This is a genomic window from Pseudoalteromonas luteoviolacea, assembly GCF_000814765.1.
Taxonomy (GTDB): domain Bacteria; phylum Pseudomonadota; class Gammaproteobacteria; order Enterobacterales; family Alteromonadaceae; genus Pseudoalteromonas; species Pseudoalteromonas luteoviolacea_H.
Genome location: NZ_JWIC01000010.1, coordinates 861,400 through 877,566, shown reverse-complemented (window position 1 = coordinate 877,566; position 16,167 = coordinate 861,400). Strand labels below are relative to the sequence as shown.

At 41.4% G+C, this 16,167-nt stretch carries 14 protein-coding genes; 7 read left to right on the top strand and 7 right to left on the bottom strand.

The window, feature by feature from the left end; genetic code table 11:
- Nucleotides 1-208: 208 nt before the first annotated feature.
- Nucleotides 209-757, bottom strand: a complete 549-nt coding sequence (locus tag JF50_RS25445) for a hypothetical protein (protein WP_039612039.1) — start codon at nucleotides 755-757, stop codon at nucleotides 209-211.
- A gap of 499 nt (nucleotides 758-1,256) precedes the next feature.
- Nucleotides 1,257-2,117: a hypothetical protein gene (locus JF50_RS25440; RefSeq protein ID WP_039612038.1), complete on the bottom strand. Its 861-nt coding sequence runs from the start codon at nucleotides 2,115-2,117 to the stop codon at nucleotides 1,257-1,259.
- A 311-nt stretch (nucleotides 2,118-2,428) separates the two neighbouring features.
- Between JF50_RS25440 and JF50_RS25435 the strand changes: the two genes are divergently transcribed.
- The 4 genes from JF50_RS25435 (at nucleotide 2,429) to ppiC (ending at nucleotide 7,113) form a co-directional block, all read left to right on the top strand.
- On the top strand, nucleotides 2,429-3,943 hold the full coding sequence (locus JF50_RS25435; RefSeq protein WP_160290511.1) for an ATP-binding protein: 1,515 nt from the start codon (nucleotides 2,429-2,431) through the stop codon (nucleotides 3,941-3,943).
- Nucleotides 3,930-5,459 carry a DUF3369 domain-containing protein gene (locus JF50_RS25430; RefSeq protein ID WP_039612036.1) on the top strand — a complete coding sequence of 510 codons (1,530 nt, stop codon included), beginning with the start codon at nucleotides 3,930-3,932 and terminating at the stop codon, nucleotides 5,457-5,459. Before JF50_RS25435 ends, JF50_RS25430 begins: the two co-directional genes overlap by 14 nt.
- Nucleotides 5,460-6,329: 870 nt before the next feature.
- Nucleotides 6,330-6,479, top strand: a complete 150-nt coding sequence (locus JF50_RS27295; protein WP_155735638.1) for a hypothetical protein — start codon at nucleotides 6,330-6,332, stop codon at nucleotides 6,477-6,479.
- Nucleotides 6,480-6,834: 355 nt separating this feature from the next.
- Complete coding sequence (gene ppiC / locus JF50_RS25425) at nucleotides 6,835-7,113, top strand: peptidylprolyl isomerase PpiC (RefSeq protein WP_039612035.1); 279 nt, start codon at nucleotides 6,835-6,837, stop codon at nucleotides 7,111-7,113.
- Nucleotides 7,114-7,275: 162 nt separating this feature from the next.
- On the opposite strand, the gene JF50_RS25420 is transcribed toward ppiC, so the two are convergent.
- The 5 genes from JF50_RS25420 to JF50_RS25400 all read right to left on the bottom strand — a co-directional run bounded on the left by JF50_RS25420 (nucleotide 7,276) and on the right by JF50_RS25400 (nucleotide 13,453).
- Nucleotides 7,276-8,064 carry a hypothetical protein gene (locus JF50_RS25420; protein ID WP_039612034.1) on the bottom strand — a complete coding sequence of 263 codons (789 nt, stop codon included), beginning with the start codon at nucleotides 8,062-8,064 and terminating at the stop codon, nucleotides 7,276-7,278.
- 253 nt (nucleotides 8,065-8,317) lie between these two features.
- Nucleotides 8,318-10,126: an ABC transporter ATP-binding protein gene (locus JF50_RS25415; RefSeq protein ID WP_039612033.1), complete on the bottom strand. Its 1,809-nt coding sequence runs from the start codon at nucleotides 10,124-10,126 to the stop codon at nucleotides 8,318-8,320.
- A gap of 147 nt (nucleotides 10,127-10,273) precedes the next feature.
- Entirely contained in the window at nucleotides 10,274-11,236 is a 963-nt protein-coding gene (gene speE, locus JF50_RS25410) for a polyamine aminopropyltransferase (protein WP_052262780.1), read from the bottom strand.
- Nucleotides 11,237-11,256: 20 nt separating this feature from the next.
- On the bottom strand, nucleotides 11,257-11,694 hold the full coding sequence (speD, locus tag JF50_RS25405; protein WP_039612032.1) for an adenosylmethionine decarboxylase: 438 nt from the start codon (nucleotides 11,692-11,694) through the stop codon (nucleotides 11,257-11,259).
- A 424-nt stretch (nucleotides 11,695-12,118) separates the two neighbouring features.
- Nucleotides 12,119-13,453, bottom strand: coding sequence for a WD40/YVTN/BNR-like repeat-containing protein (locus JF50_RS25400; RefSeq protein WP_039612031.1), 1,335 nt, complete (start codon nucleotides 13,451-13,453; stop codon nucleotides 12,119-12,121).
- Nucleotides 13,454-13,959: 506 nt separating this feature from the next.
- On the opposite strand from JF50_RS25400, the gene JF50_RS25395 reads away from it, so the two are divergent.
- The 3 genes from JF50_RS25395 to JF50_RS25385 are packed head-to-tail and all read left to right on the top strand — an operon-like array spanning nucleotide 13,960 to nucleotide 16,121.
- On the top strand, nucleotides 13,960-15,141 hold the full coding sequence (locus tag JF50_RS25395) for an RNA ligase RtcB family protein (RefSeq protein WP_039612030.1): 1,182 nt from the start codon (nucleotides 13,960-13,962) through the stop codon (nucleotides 15,139-15,141).
- Nucleotides 15,138-15,764 (top strand): peptide chain release factor H, encoded by a 627-nt coding sequence (gene prfH / locus JF50_RS25390; RefSeq protein WP_039612029.1) that lies wholly within the window; start codon nucleotides 15,138-15,140, stop codon nucleotides 15,762-15,764. Before JF50_RS25395 ends, prfH begins: the two co-directional genes overlap by 4 nt.
- 21 nt (nucleotides 15,765-15,785) lie before the next feature.
- Nucleotides 15,786-16,121: a low molecular weight protein tyrosine phosphatase family protein gene (locus JF50_RS25385; protein ID WP_039612223.1), complete on the top strand. Its 336-nt coding sequence runs from the start codon at nucleotides 15,786-15,788 to the stop codon at nucleotides 16,119-16,121.
- Nucleotides 16,122-16,167 lie beyond the last annotated feature (46 nt).

The following is a 16,167-nucleotide window of genomic DNA, read 5'->3' as shown; positions in this document are numbered from 1 at the left end:
TTTAATGCATTTTTCAAACCAAACTTATTAAGTTACACAAAATTGCTTTGCTAGCCCTTGAAAGTAGGGGGAAAATATTCTTTTTTGAGTTGAATGAAGCCTAAGGTGTCAATTTTTTGCTAGATGTTTTTTTGTAGAGGCACAGAGCTATTGAGCATCAAGGCTAAAGTTTGCCTTATGAACAGTAGCTCTGTGCCTTTGCAATTGACTATTCACTGATTACTTTGGGAGCTTTTAATCTCACTATCAGTGGTTTGATACCAAAATGTGCGACAACAGATACAATCACGAAGAGCACCACGCCAACAAATGGGAGCATAGGGCCTGTAAAATAGGCACCACCCAAAACATAGCCAACGATGGCTTCAATTCGATACAGGGGTAAAAACAGTGCGATAAAAGCAATGACAAGTAATAACGAGGCTGCGATTGATGAATAGCCGAGACTAAATATGGTCGATTGAATCAAGCTTATCAGTAACATACCGACAAAGCTGCGCGCGGCTACGGTGTGAAAAGCTAAGCGGCTCTGCTCATCTTCTATCTGTTTACTTCTGTGCTCAATACCATAAGCGGTAAGCCACACTAACATAGGTAATATCAACAGTCCCCACCAATTGGATAAACCAGGCATGTCTTCTTGCGCTAAAAAGTGATGTGTAACAACACCGCCATTTAAGCTTTCCCAAGTGAGTAGGGCGATTTGACATGCAACAACAGCGATCATTAAGTAGTTTCTTATTTTTTTGATATCCAAAATACAGTTCCTTAGCTTGTAGAGTCTGAGTATGACCTTATTCAGCAATAAGCAGACCAAAAAATAAAAGCACTCATTTTCAATGGTTTATTTATTTTCAAATTAAGATAAGGGCATTTTGATGCTAATTATTAGTGATTTTAATGAATAAATGGTGGTAATAATCAATGGCAGCTGGCGGTAAGTTCACGTAAGAGCAACCTTCAATAATATCGTAGCTTTTCGTAAGCTTGGCCATTGCGCGTCTATTCATGGTGTGAACTAAAGGTATACTGTTACAAAACCATGGTTAGTTCCTTAGGGCGTTGCAATTACTGTCATATTGAATGTTTGAACATGCTATTTTTGATAAATATCGGTTATAAATGTTTATGGGGTGACCGCATGACACTGTTGCTCAGTATTTTAGTTAAACATACCGCTTCAGAACAGTCTCCACTTTGCTTTAACTCATAGGTATTCACCCTTGTTCCAATCGCCAAGACTTATATCGCTTGCGCTACTTGTTATTGCCGAGCGTTATCCATAGCTCTTTGTCTTCAACCGGTGTTGACTGAGATAAAAACGGATTATCTATGGTTAATATCGTTTTCTTCTTCCATTTACTCAAAGGAAATAGATGCTGAGTCGTAGGGTGAGTTTGCATATATTTATCAAAGCTGCCATCTTTGATTGCCAGCATTAAACCAGACTGTAAGTCATTAATAAGTCGCGTGTTATCTTTGTGGGTAAAAAAATACATAGGGAACCGATAGTGCAAAATAACCTCATCAAAGACCATTAACTTCGGCATGATCTGTTGTCGGCTTTCTACTTCCGAGAAGGCCTCATTGATCCCTCTGGGAAAGGCTTTACATCTATCGGCATAGACTTGCTTAAACATGTTCTCATATACAACATTGGTGATCACGCTCAGGCCAGCGGCGAGCATGATGTCTGTATCAGGCCAGTGTTGCCCCTGACACAAAGTCATATTTTTTAGCGATTTGATAGATTTGATTTGAGAAAATAACTGTTCATTATCTTGATGAATGGTAAACACGCGATATCCGAGTAACCCTTTAATCAGGGGGATAGGCACCACGCCCAACTCAGATTCTCTTTGCTGATTGGTGCCTGCCCAGTATAAGTCTATTAACCGATTAGACTGTAATTCAAAGAGCGCTCTGTCCTGCACCATATAAGGCGAAAATTGAATTCTAATTGGTTTGTTGAGTTTATCGAAAGCCAACTCAATGAGCCCAACATAGTAATTGTGGGTACTGTCATGCTCGGACTGACTGCCCCGAACGCGTATCGTCTCGGTGGCAATGGACGTATAGCTTACCAGCAATAACCAAATAAGTATGAGCTTGTACATTGGTCTCTCATCGTTGTTGCCCAATACTATTAGCGTAGTGCATCTTTTGAAATTACGGGGTGTTCATCTGATTATTTGCTTTTGAGCACAAGCTGGTGTCTTGTCTTGTCTTGTGATTTTTAAAAATTACAACTAATTTTAACTATGTCGAGTTACTTTTTTGGCGCGTAGAGCGCGAGTGCATGGTAAAAAACTCTATATCAATCAGACTTCTTAGTATTGTTTTATCAATTTATCTACTACTCACCGCAGTTGTTACTTGCGTGCATTTGTACATTGATTTCATAAATACAAAAAAAGAATCACAGGCTGTGTTAAAAGCGTCTGAGAGTACCTTTGGCAATATTTTGGCCTCTGATCTGTGGAATTTAGACTACACACAATTAGATATCACAGCGCAAAGCATTATCAACCTGCCTCATATTGCAGGGATCGTACTGCAAGACGATAAAAAGTTTATTCTGAGCAGAGGTGATATCCCTGATACGGCCATCGATACCGATCCTCAGACTTTTTATCAGTTTCCGCTAATGATGAAATCAGGTGGGATGGAAAATAAAATCGGCACGGTCAAATTATATGCGGATGAAGGCTATATCTACGACAGCATGCAATCAGGCATATTCTTATTGATAATTAATGCCTTGATAAAAACCGCAGCCATCTTTGTGTTAGTGACCATTGTCTTTCGGAAGTTGTTGACTGCACCTTTGGGCAAACTCGCGTTTCAAGCCAGCAAAATTAATGCTGATGACATGAAAAGCTCCCATATCAATATTGCTCAGAACCCAAACGATGAGTTGGGCATGCTGCAAAGTGCATTGAACGATATGATGCACAAAACAGCCAGCTCGTTTGAACAACTTGATAGCCTCAATAAAAACCTCGAAAAAATCGTCGATGAACGCACCTTAGAGCTGCAGCAATCGGTTGATCAATTACACACACAGCAAGCACAGTTGAAAAATGAGATTGAGGTTCGCCATCAATCAGAGGCGGCATTAAAGACGTCATTAGATGAGCTTAAAAAGACGCAAAATCAATTGATTGAATCTGAGAAGATGGCGTCCTTGGGTGGCCTAGTTGCAGGCGTAGCACACGAAATCAATACCCCGGTTGGAACCAGTTTAACAGGGGTGTCTCACTTCAAGAGTACCATAGAAAATTTGCACAAAAAGTACGAACAGGGCGAGTTAGAAGAAGATGACTTTTTAAAGTTTATTAAAGACTCTACCGCGCTGACCAATACCATTGAAGGCAGCTTAGAGCGGGCAGCAAACCTAGTAAGGAGCTTTAAGCTTGTTGCGGTGGATCAATCCGCCGAAGAGGTCAGAGAGTTTGATATTGTACAGTATTTAAAAGACACCATGACCAGCTTAAATAGTCAGTTGAAGCAATCCAACATCGCGTTTCGTATCGAAACGGAGCGGGCCGTTTTTTTGATTAAAAACTTCCCCGGGTCATGGGCGCAGATCTTTACTAATTTAATTCAAAATACGTTGATCCATGCCTATGAGCCACAAGTACATGGAGAAGTGGTGATTAAATTTGCGCAAGACGGACAAGATTTGGTGGTTGTGTTTTCCGATGACGGCAAAGGCATGACAGAAACGGCCAAGAAAAAGGTCTTTGACCCATTTTATACCACCAACCGAGGAAACGGCGGGTCTGGATTAGGTATGAATATTATTTTTAATATTGTGACGCAAAAAATGCAGGGCGTTATCTCTGTCGATTCAACCCCTAATTGCGGCACTACATTTACGATCAAAGTTCCGATAAACGTACAACCTGCATGCATAGGTGAATCAAATGGCACTGTTTAAAAAGTCCAATAAACCTAAAGTGGAAAAGCAAGGTGCATGGAAAGTCCTGATTGTTGATGATGAGCCGGATGTTCATACAGTCACTAAAATTACCCTGAGTGATTTTGAGTTTGACGGTAAGTCCATTGATTTTGTCAGCGCCTATTCTGGTGAGGAGGCGAAAAAAATTATGGCGGAGCACGGTGATATTGCGCTGGTATTACTCGATGTGGTCATGGAGACGGATGATGCAGGGTTACAGGTGGCAGAGTTTATTAGGAAGGCGCTAAATAATCACCTTACACGCATTATTTTAAGAACGGGACAGCCCGGTCAGGCACCGGAAAGAACCGTCATTGTGAATTATGATATTAATGATTACAAAGATAAAACTCACCTCAGTAGCGACAAGCTTTTTACGGTGGTCTATACCGGGTTGAGAGGGTATAGAGATATTCAAGATATTGAAACTGCAAGAAAGAAGCTCGAAACTCACCGTCAAGGGTTGGAGCAGGTAATCGACTCGACTACCAGTTTATTTCGTATTCGGAGCTTGCGTGAGTTTGCCAGCGGCCTATTGGTACAAATATCGACGCTATTACACGCAAACAAACCATCAGCACAGAGTAATAACTTTGCTGTGCGAAAGTCGCAAGGGCGCTTTGAATATCTTGCGGGCAATGGAGAGTACGGTTTTAACACATCAGATTATCTTGATTTACCTGAGCATATATTGGCTCTACTGGAAAAAGCCTGCGAGCAACAAAAATCGCTCATCGAACATGACTGCTTTGTGGGGTATTTTAAGACGTATAACGCAGAAGAAAATCTTATTTACTTACAAGGGATCACCGCCATCGATGAGCTAGATACCAAACTCCTTGAGCTGTTCTCTAACAATATCACTGTCGCTTTTGATAATTTGGAGTTAGATAAGGAAATATATGATACCCAATCTGAAATCATTGAAACCCTTGGGGAAGTCGTCGAAAGTCGCTCAAAAGAAGCGGCCAACCATGTTAAACGGGTGGCTCATTTATCCAGAGCACTGGCCTTATGGATTGGCTTGCCCAATGCGCAAGCTCAAGAGCTATTTATGGCGGCCCCAATGCATGATGTCGGTAAAGTGGCGATCCCCGACTCAGTTTTACTAAAACCCGGCAAACTAGATGATGAGCAGTGGCACATTATGAAAACCCATGTGTCTGTCGGTCAGGAGATTTTTTCTCGCTCAAAACGCCCAACGTTAAAGGCAGCTGCCATTGTGGCGGGTGAGCATCATGAGAAATTTGATGGGTCTGGTTATCCCAATGGTTTGTCTGGTGAAGACATACATATATACGGCCGGATAGTGGCCTTGGTGGATGTGTTCGACGCTTTATCGCATAAACGATGTTACAAAGATGCATGGAGCATGGATGAAGTCTTGGCCCTGTTGGTCAAAGAGAAAGGGCGGCACTTTGATCCTCAGTTAGTGGATGTGTTTATTGAGCATATTGATGACGTACAGAGCATTATGGATAAGTACCCCGATTAAATCGGGGCATAAAGTCAGGATCTGCTCTTGTCGTCCTGGCGCATGTCAGGGTCTATGAATCGGCAAAGACTCATCATTTAAGGGTCAATGCGTAGCGAGTATGAAACGTCGTCTAGTGTAATGCTCCATACAACACTTTGCGCCTGACGTTAGCAATTTCCCCTTTAAATTTTTGTACATCAGGTAGTTGGCTATTTTTTCCGAGCTTTCCACGTGCCACCGTATTGATACGTTTGAGCAAATCGCTTTTTGATGATCAATAAGCAAGGCCCGCAAATAAAATGCCATTGAATATGGTTGTCATATCGGCATCGGTACATGACCTCTTTACTTTGTTGGCAATGTGTACAAAGTTTATGGCGTATTCGCATGATATTGGTATTTGATCACTTTGTGGAAAAAGTACCGCTAAATTACGCGCTCTGGATGTTCTACTCTCCAGTCACTCCAATCTCATCAGAGTACAATCAATAAAAATGGATGAACCAAAGTGTACGTAATTTAGTCGGTACTAATAGTACGTAACAGATTGTAATTCGATCAATATAAGCAAAATATACACGATATTACATGGCAGATATCACTATAAATCAAGCCTGTTTTATAAAGTAAATGAGGAGAAAGTCAGAGAGCGTTTTCCCGTTACGCGTTGAAAAGTTGGTCTAGTTGCGCTGTATTTGTCTTTGCGTATTGCTGCTGAACCTGCTGCTTCACATTAAAGCTTATCAGGTCGTCTGAATTAAAATAAATTGTCACTTTTTGATATTAATTTATTCCTATAATGAACGCTTTGAGTTGATTAATTATTGTGCGAATAGTAATGTGAATTTGCTCACTTGAGCGAAAATAGAATAATAAGGAAATAAAATCATGAAACTCAATTTAAATAAGAAGAAGTTAAAGGCACTATCTGAGGACTCGGCTCGTATTCCATCAGCAGCGACAAAAGAGATTGCTGGTGGCGTTGTGTCTCGTAATGTGTGGTGCTCATATCAAAATTGCACTTCGCGTCTGTGTTAATCAAACAACTCAGTACTTAGACCTTAAATGTACTCAGACAGCACCGTGAGCTTAACTATAGGCTCACTTTTCATGACACAATACGATGTAAAATCTGACCCCCCTGTCGTTTCATGACTCAAAAAGACTCGATGCGTGACTGAATTGCCGCACTAATGAGGTGGACGTGTGCATACATACGTGAATACTCCGGCCATGCAAGTTGCCGACTCATGTTTAAGGTGCAACCCAAATAAGCCTTAAGTGCATGCGAGCATCGTTGTACTTGATGGTGACAACCTCTTTATTCATGGCATTTTGGTGTATTATTGCGGTGAGTGTAATTGAATACTGTAGATAGTAAGCAGAGAGTCATATGGCCAGTACAGCGCATGCTTTACATATATTGGTAAAGCACAAAGAGCAAGCGGAAGATATTCTTAAACAATTAAAAAAAGGGGCTAAGTTTCAAACCCTAGCCAAGAAACATTCAACTTGTCCGTCAGGGAAAAAGGGCGGAGATTTGGGAGAGTTTAGGCGTGGTACCATGGTGCCTCAATTTGACAAAGTCTGCTTCTCTTGTGAGGTACTGACCCCGCAGCTGGTTAAAACCAAGTTTGGTTGGCATATCATTAAGGTGTTGTACCGCACATAAAATGTAGGGGGTTGAATTTAGTGAGACTTTATCAGGTATTGAAAGGCTAAATGAATTTCTATTGTGCGTTGTTTTGATTTTATCTAGACGCGTTCAATAAGACCGCACGTGAGGTTTTTCAAAAGGCAGCGTGAAATTGCTCGCGCTGCCTTTTGGCATACTTTACTTCTTTTTAGACGTCTCAAATTCGCCATTAAGGTACTTATTAATGATGCTACCTAAGTTTTCAAAATATCCTGTTAGACCAGTTTGAACTGGTTTAAAAAACGCTTTATCCAGTGCTTTATGATCAGCTGGATCTTCTAAATCTAGCTTAGTAAGTCTGCCATACATTGAGTTCAGGTCACGCATACTTTCCATAACGCCCATATCAATTGGCTGTGAGATGAATTCAGCCGACACCTCGTAACTTGCAGCGGCGTGGTAGTTATCTAAACCAAAAAAGCTACGTGTATATAGGCCATGTCCCTCAGCATAAAAGTTTGTACACCCATATTGCGTGCAATACATATCGACTAACGTTTGTGCTTCGGTAATAGAAATCACCACATCTATCCCTTTGGCCGTTAATTCTTTTCTTTCGGCCTCAAGGCTTGGGTTAAATTGCCATTGTTTATCTTTGATAAATACAAACCCGCTAGAAGCACGTTTGTTGCTTAACGTCTTGTCCAGTAGAACAACGTCAGCATTTGCCCCTTCTTTAAGTTTATGTTTTAAAGTCTCAAAAATATGCTGTTTCATTTTTACGTCAACTTCGTATTGCTTCGTGAAGTTGTTGAAAATGGTCGTACCGATATGTGTATGCGTGAGCTTATCACTCACGTCGATAACCAAAGCAACTTTGGGTTGATTTTTCGGTTGATAATCATTAACTGGGGGAACATAAATAGTATTACAGGCGCTGATGAATAGCGTGATTGCAATGATGAATAACGACTTTATTTTGCTCATTTGCTTGCTTATTTAACATTAAAAAATAGCGCGTATTTTACTCAATTTAGGAACTTTGGTCTCGACAAATATCACGCATTCAATGCGTTTATGTAAAAAAATGTAATAATGCAATTTTTGGTAGAATGGCGGGGTTTTTAAGATATTGAGTTTTAGCCTTAATCTCCGGATGTGCTTTTAAATACATCGGATAGCTGTTGTTATGTCGTTTGGCTGTTGTGATGGTGGCGGTGAATCCTTTCACTGCACAGCTTTATTTAAGAGTGCTGATGGCGGCTAAATCAGCAAACTCTTCTGGTTTCATGTCTTTGACAATTTTTCCATCTTGAATCTCAATGATGCGATCCATCATCGCAATGACATCATAAGAGTGTGCGATAGAGATGACGGTTTTACCTTTCATCAGTGTTTTCAAAGAGCGAATAAACTCAGCCTTTAACGCCGGGTCTAAGGCGCTGGTAGCTTCATCTAAAAGCAGTATGTGTTTATCCCTTAAAATTGCTCTGGCCAGTGCCAGTCGTTGACGCTGTCCGCCAGATAATTGCCCACCATTTTCACCTATAAAAGCAGCTAGCCCTTTTCGGCCGCGCGCATCACAATAGTTTTCTACAAACTCTAACGCATTGGCTTTTTTGAGGGCTTGTCTGACCGACTCTTTGCTGACGTCATTTAATCCAAATGCGACGTTTTCATAAATACTTTGGTTAAACAGCCCGATATCCTGATTCAAAAAGCTAATCTCATTGCAGACTTTGTCCGTTGGGTAGTCTTCTATATTTTTACCATCAATATATATGGCACCACTTTCTATCTCATCAATACCACAGAGCATATTCAGCAATGAAGACTTGCCAGCGCCAGAAGGGCCGATGATCCCGACTTTCTCACCGGGCTTTATTTTTAAGCAAAAGTCAGTAAAAAGCGGTGCTTTATTTTCATAGGCGAATTCGACATTTTTGAAGGTGATTTTTCCTCTTGAAACATGAAAGTTCCCTTCATCTTCAAGCGGCTCAATATCCTCTAAAAACTCGTTGACGACTTCTCTGCCTACAGTGACCTGCCCCCAAGATACAAAAAAGGCATCAAACTCATCTTGGCACCACTCTGACAGTGAGATCACACGATAGACGAGGGCTAAAACCATAGAAAACTCACCGATGGACAAACTATGATTGATCCATAGTTGTAGACACAACGCACCGGTGCCCACAATTAAAATACCGTTAAGTAGCCCTACGACAGAGGCAAAATTAGAAAAAACCCGATATTCTTTAGCCACGACTCTACGGTGACGCGTTGCCCATTTTTCAGCAAATTGTTGCTCATACTCATTACTTGATAGCATTTTTACGGTGCGAATGCGTGCGAAACGCTCGGTGAATTTACCAGTAATTTCAGCGCAGCTTTGTGCTTCAAGTCGGTTAGTCGTTTTGGCTTTTGGGATCCATTGGCCAATCAGCATAGCTAAAAACAATCCGGTCCAAATTATAAATGGCAGTGTTAACCAACCACTAATATTGCCCACGTAAAACAGCAGCGCACCTAAAAACGCCAGTAAAAAACCGGCAAACCCGCAAAATTGCAATACCACATCAATGATGGCTTCGGAGGTATCTACAATCACAATCGCAGTAGAACCTGGATCATCTTCTTCGTGGTAACTCGCTGGAGAGGCGATGAGTGTACGGTAGAGTTTAATGAGGGTGTTTTTTTGTAAGTTTGGGCCCAGTAATTGCTGGAAAACGAGGTTTTTAAAGAGTGTGATGGTCGGGATGACCACCGCAATTGCAATCGCGATGAGTGCCAGTTCAGCCCCTTTTTCATTGATCTTGGTGTTTTCACTGGCAGTATCTAACCAATCAACTAACTCACCTAAAAAGTCGAAAGTGACAATCTGTAAAATACCACCGAGCAACGAAATAACAAAGGCAACAACTATCCAACCAGAATACTCCTTTGTGCACTGGCGGATAAAAGGCAAGTTGCGAGGTGCTTCATCCAATTGGCTGTCAAAGGTGTCTTTGTGACCCATTTTTTCAAATAACTTAAATAGTGATTTCATTGCTTTGCGTGGCACCTAGATATATCAAGTGAAGCTCGAGCTGTCTGGCTTGAACTAAAAATGAATAAGCCACTGACACGAATCATACTTCGTTGCAGTGGCTTGTCATGTAGACTTATCTGCCTCTATGGCAGGCAAGGCTCAGTATTATTCTTCGTCATCATCGCCATTGGATGTTTCAGGCGTATAGTCATCCCAGTCACCAGCTTCAGGCATGGATAACGCATCGACGTTTTCACATTTGATTGCCTGATTGACGTACTCACGCATGTCTTTAGATAAGAAGAAAGCGCCAAAATGGGCCTCTGGCGAGTAATATTTTGTTTGAATATCCGCTTTGTTATAGCGAACTTCAATTTCGTCAAGTGAGAGGGTATTGATAGCGCCGCTACGCGTTGCCCAGATAAATGCGTGTGAACCGCCAAAGTAGTCATAACAGCCGCCCAGATAAATACCGGCTGGGTTGTTAAACGCTTGAGTTAAACGCGACACCATAGATTGCATCATATAAGGTTCAAAGTAAGGTGTGCCACCTTGTGCGACCAAGATCCCATCGGCTTTTAACGCGGTTAAGCAATTAGCAAAGAATGATTGGGTGAATAGGGTTTCTGAAGCACCGCCATCTGGATCTGCGGCATCTAGAATGATCAAGTCAAAGCAATCACTGTATTGGGAGATGATTTCGGCACCATCGCCAATACGCAGTACAAATCTCGGGTCATCAAACGCGCCATTGTTAATCTCTGGCAAATATTGTCGGCTAAGTTGAATTATTTGCTCATCGATATCCACCATGACCACGTTTTCCACGCTGTGGTGCTTTAATACCTCTCGGGCACTTCCGCCGTCACCGCCGCCAACAATGAGTACATTTTTAACCTTGTTGTGAAACAGGATTGGCACGTGCGCCATCATTTCATGGTAAATGTGTTCGCCTTTCGTGGTCACTTGAATGCCATCATCGATGCGCATTACTTTACCTAGATGGCGAGTTTCAAAAATACTGACATCTTGAAACTCAGTTTCTACGTCGACCAAATCATTTTCTGAACGAAGTGCAACGTGAACGCCACTTGTCATTTGCTCGTAGTGCCATTTAATCTTAGTCATTTGCTTGAATACTCCGTTTGTTATGCGGTTTGCAAGGTTGGCTGTAATTGGGTGTGTAAAAGTGGCTGAAATTCTCCGGTGTCGCTGACAGAGCCGCCCCTTGTGAGGGTATTGACGACCATCTTTTCTGGCTGAAAGTAGCGCTCTATGACGGGGAGGCACAGTGCTGGCTTAGCATCGCCACACATAAAAATGTCCATCGCAGCAAAGTTATATTCAGGCCAGGTATGAATAGAAATATGACTTTCTGCCAAAATGATCATGCCCGATACACCGCCATTGGTTTCGAAAGGGTGTAAATGGGTTTTCAAAATCGTTGCATTCGCAGCGTTGGCACAGTCAATCATCATTTGCTCAATACGCTTCTCACCAATGAGATTAGAGGCTTCGAAAATATCGATAGTAATGTGCTGACCTAACGGGTTCACTAACTCTGGTTTTGATGAGGAGATATTCATTCTTTTACTCAGTGTCCTGTATTAATGTGGCTCTGGGTATAGGTTTCATATCCAAAGGCACTGGCATAGGAAAAGCAATCTGCATCGTGCTTTTCCGAATACAGACATTCCAGCATTGAAATGTGCAACGATTGTGGAAAATGCAATGTACCTTTAGACGATGAGGGAGAATACTGCATGACAACACAATATAGATAATTAAAAAGGGGTGGTGTTATGCGCGAGAGAGTCACTCGCTTTAGTAGTTGATTGGCATACTTTCGGAGTTAACAATGTAGTAAGTTTAAGTTTTTCACAGCACAACATTGTGTCCTGATGACTGATTATTTTAGGCTGAAAGCAGGTCGATTTGTGGTGTTTGGTCAATTAGAAAATCGCCCATCAATATGAGCGACTTCACCTGATGAGTGTTTGAATCGATTATCTATTCTTGAGGTGTGCCTTTGAAACCTCGATAGGTTCCATGATCGCTGGGGCCATCCAACCGAAAATAGAAGAAATTATCATGTATGCTCATAATGTATAGATCTAATCCCCCTTCAGGGTTTGCATAACGGTATTGCCAAGTTTTTCCAAAATCGGTAGACATTTCAAATCTCGATTCTATATGGCGATATAAGTCACCACTGTGGCTTTGAACTAATCGATTTGTGTTATCCCAGTTTAAAGCGTCCCAGGTTATGCCAGCATCTTGCGTTTCAAAAAAGCCATAAGCACTGCCTACAATGATATTCTTATAATCGTCAGGGTTTATATAAGCCGTGGATACCCCAGTCACAGGCAGGCCTGTACTTCTGTTTTCGAAACTTTTTCCATTATCATAAGAGATCAAGAAGGCTTCATTTGATTGGTCTGATTTAGTCAAAAATAAGATATTGTCATTGCTTTTTGGAAATACAATTCGACTATAAGGTATGTAATCGGACTGATTGACTGTTTGCCAAGTTTTTCCGAAATCATCACTTTTATTTAAGGTGTGATCATTATAATTAATGGACCACATGGTTTTTCGGTCAAAGAAGTATTTTATGCTGAGACTATCGAGTTCTACCTGCGAACTTTGATCAAAAGATTTTCCATAATCAAATGAGTGGATGAATGTATATTTTCTTTGCTTAACATTTAATGTTCTGATAATTAGGTGTCCAGGTATACTTGACGTAATGATCTGGTGCATATAATCACTATCATCGAATAACTCATCTTGATATATCTGCTCCCAAGTATCGCCTGCATCATTTGAGCGCATGAGCTGTGTTTTTTCACCTATAAACTGAGGGCGAGAGAATGAATAAAGGATGCTAGGATCTACATCGCGTATCATATTATCAAACTTAAGCTTTTTTATTGGTGTTGGAAGTGGTTCAACTTCTAATTTTATACTTTTTGTCGTTGTTAAGCCCTGATTATCTTTTGCAGTTAGCTCAAGCTCTAGTACTTCAATGTCAGGTAAATGAGGAGCCTGGAATGTAATGCTGTTATTTTCTTGTACTGTCCATTTTATCTCTTTTCCAGCGACTTGCTTCCAATTTACAGAGCTAATTTGTTGATCATCAGTAATAGTTGCAGAGATTATGACAGATTGTTCCCCCATAACTTTATTTGGTGATTCAAACACGATGTTTGGTGCACTGTTGATTTGTTTTTTAGGTGTTTGAATTGCACTGTTAGAACTATCATTCCCTCCGCCTCCACAACCGGTTAATAATAGTGCAGACAATGTAAGTAGTGCACAATTTTGCTTGAGAGCGCTTGCCATTTTATCTTCCTTTGATTAGGTACAATTTTCAAAGTTAATATAGATTGGTTGCTAAATTATTAACAGCTTTATTTTAATATTTATAATTGTTTTTTATTTTTAATTCAGTTATTAGATAGTGCTTTGTAAGGGGGGAGTAGTTTGTTTTTATATTTTTAAAATGGCTATATCTTTCCATTTATTGGAGCTTACTCTTTAATTAATAGCAAATTATATTCTTAATCCGGTCGGCTCCCCTAAAAATTGGGGAATTGATAGATTTATAGGTTGCTTTACCTCTTAGGTTTGATTATTATGCGCTCGTTTAATTAACCATCAACTAACTGTAGAGGAGTAAAAATCATGACATTGACATCATTATCCTTTGCAGGTCTTGTCCGTTAAGTAGCAAAAAGCTATCTCATAATCCTTTTTCAAGGTCATGGCTTTTTTGTAAAGCTACGCCCCGGTCAACTGACCTGCCAATACGTTATTCGTTTTAAATCCTATTTAAAGGTATTGGTACTATGGGCAAATCCGTCCAAAAGATCACTGAAAACGTTAGTCTTATTGCATCCAAAGAAACTTGGATCGAGGGGCTAGCCGTACAGCAACTGATTAAAACATCAGAATTAACAGGCATGCAGCGCGTTGCGGGTATGCCAGATTTGCACCCTGGCAGAGGCTATCCGATAGGTGCAGCATTTTTTACAGCCAGCACACTCTACCCAGCATTGGTGGGCAATGATATTGGCTGTGGTATGTCTTTGTGGCAAACCTCGGCGAAAGTATCTAAAGTCAATCTGGATAAAATGGCAAAGAAATTCGAACACGTAGAATGCCCATTAGATGATAGTTGGGTAGACTGTGTGGCGACTCGAAAGTATGACAAAGGGATCATCAATAATGCGTTTGACCATGCGCTGGGCACCATTGGTGGTGGCAACCACTTTGCTGAGTTTCAAGCCATAGATGAAATTTATAATCAACCGGTGCTGGATGAGCTTGGGCTCAATAAGCAGCACTTACAGCTACTCGTGCACTCAGGTTCACGGGGACTGGGTCAGTCGATATTGGTCAATCACGTTGCGACTCACAATCATGATGGGCTCACGGTGACCCATGCAGGTGACCAACATAGCGACTTTGAAGATTACATTCAAAAGCACGACGAAGCCGTTCGCTGGGCTGAATTAAATCGCGAGTTAATCGCAAAACGATTTTTACAGGCGATCCGCGCTACTGGGCACTGCGCACTGGATGTAAATCACAATCTTGTATCGCCGAAAAATATAGCGGGCGTGCAAGGTTGGTTGCACCGAAAAGGTGCCACACCCAGTGATCAAGGTTATGTGGTCATACCGGGCTCTCGTGGTGATTATAGCTATCTCGTAAAACCGCTTGAGGGATCAGAGGAAAAACAGATCACGAGTCTCTATTCATTGGCACATGGTGCAGGTCGAAAATGGAAACGCGGTGAGTGTCATGGCCGCTTGAGTCACAAGTATAAACGTGCAGATCTGTATCGTACTTCACTGGGCAGTCGAGTTATATGCGGTAATAAAGAGCTGTTGTATGACGAGGCTCCACAGGCATATAAAAAATGTGAAACTGTGATCAGCGACATGGAGGATGCAGGGTTAATCGAGGTTGTGGCTAGATTAAGGCCCGTTTTAACCTTAAAGACCAATGGGAGTTGTTCATCATGATATTACTGCAATTATCATCAGGACAAGGCCCAATAGAATGCTGTAAAGCCATTGGTCTAGCGTTGCGCGCAATAGAAAAAGAATGTCAGTTAAATGGGGTCGCTCTGACCATCGTCGATACCGTACCTGCACAGCAAAAAGGCTGTTTTAAGTCGGCTTTGGTCCAGCTAGAGTCACCCAAACAAGCGTGTGCAAAGCAGTTGGCGCGCGCTTGGCAAGGCGCCATGTTATGGGTGTGTCAAAGCCAATATCGGCCTAAACACAAGCGTAAAAATTGGTTTTTCAGCGGGCAAATGTTTGAGCTCAATGAAGCACAATTTAATCGCAATGTGACATTTCAAACGTGTCGTGCATCAGGGGCTGGCGGCCAGCATGTGAATAAGACAAATTCGGCAGTCCGTGCAATACATAATGAAACGGGGATGGCTGTGCGAGTAGAAAGTGAACGCAGTCAGCATGCGAATAAGCGGTTGGCGAAGGTGTTACTGTTTCAAAAGTTGGAATTGCATAAACAGAAGCAGATGACATTGCAAGAGCAAGCCCGTTGGCAGCAGCACATGGACCTTGAACGAGGTAACCCTGTGAAGACATTTAAAGGAGATAAGTTTGTCTTAGCCTGCTAAGTGCAAACGCTTATTTGGAATATGGCAAAGTTACTTTTTATATGCAGTAGAAATCAATGGCGTAGCCCGACTGGTGAGCACATTTTTAAACATCACCCTGAGGTTGTCGCACGATCGGCAGGGACCAGTCCTAATGCAAAAAAGACGGTGTCAGTAAATGATATTCAGTGGGCTGATGTGATTTTTGTGATGGAGCACAAACACAAACAACGATTGCAAACTCGGTTTACACGTCTGTTAAATTATAAAGACATCCAAGTGCTCGATATTCCTGATGAATATCAGTATATGGATGCAGAATTGGTTGAATTGATAACCTTGTCCGTTGACGATTATTTAAGTCTGTCATCACGTTGATAGCAAGCAAAAAAACGACAAGAGAAAGAGAGGATAGAGCGATGTA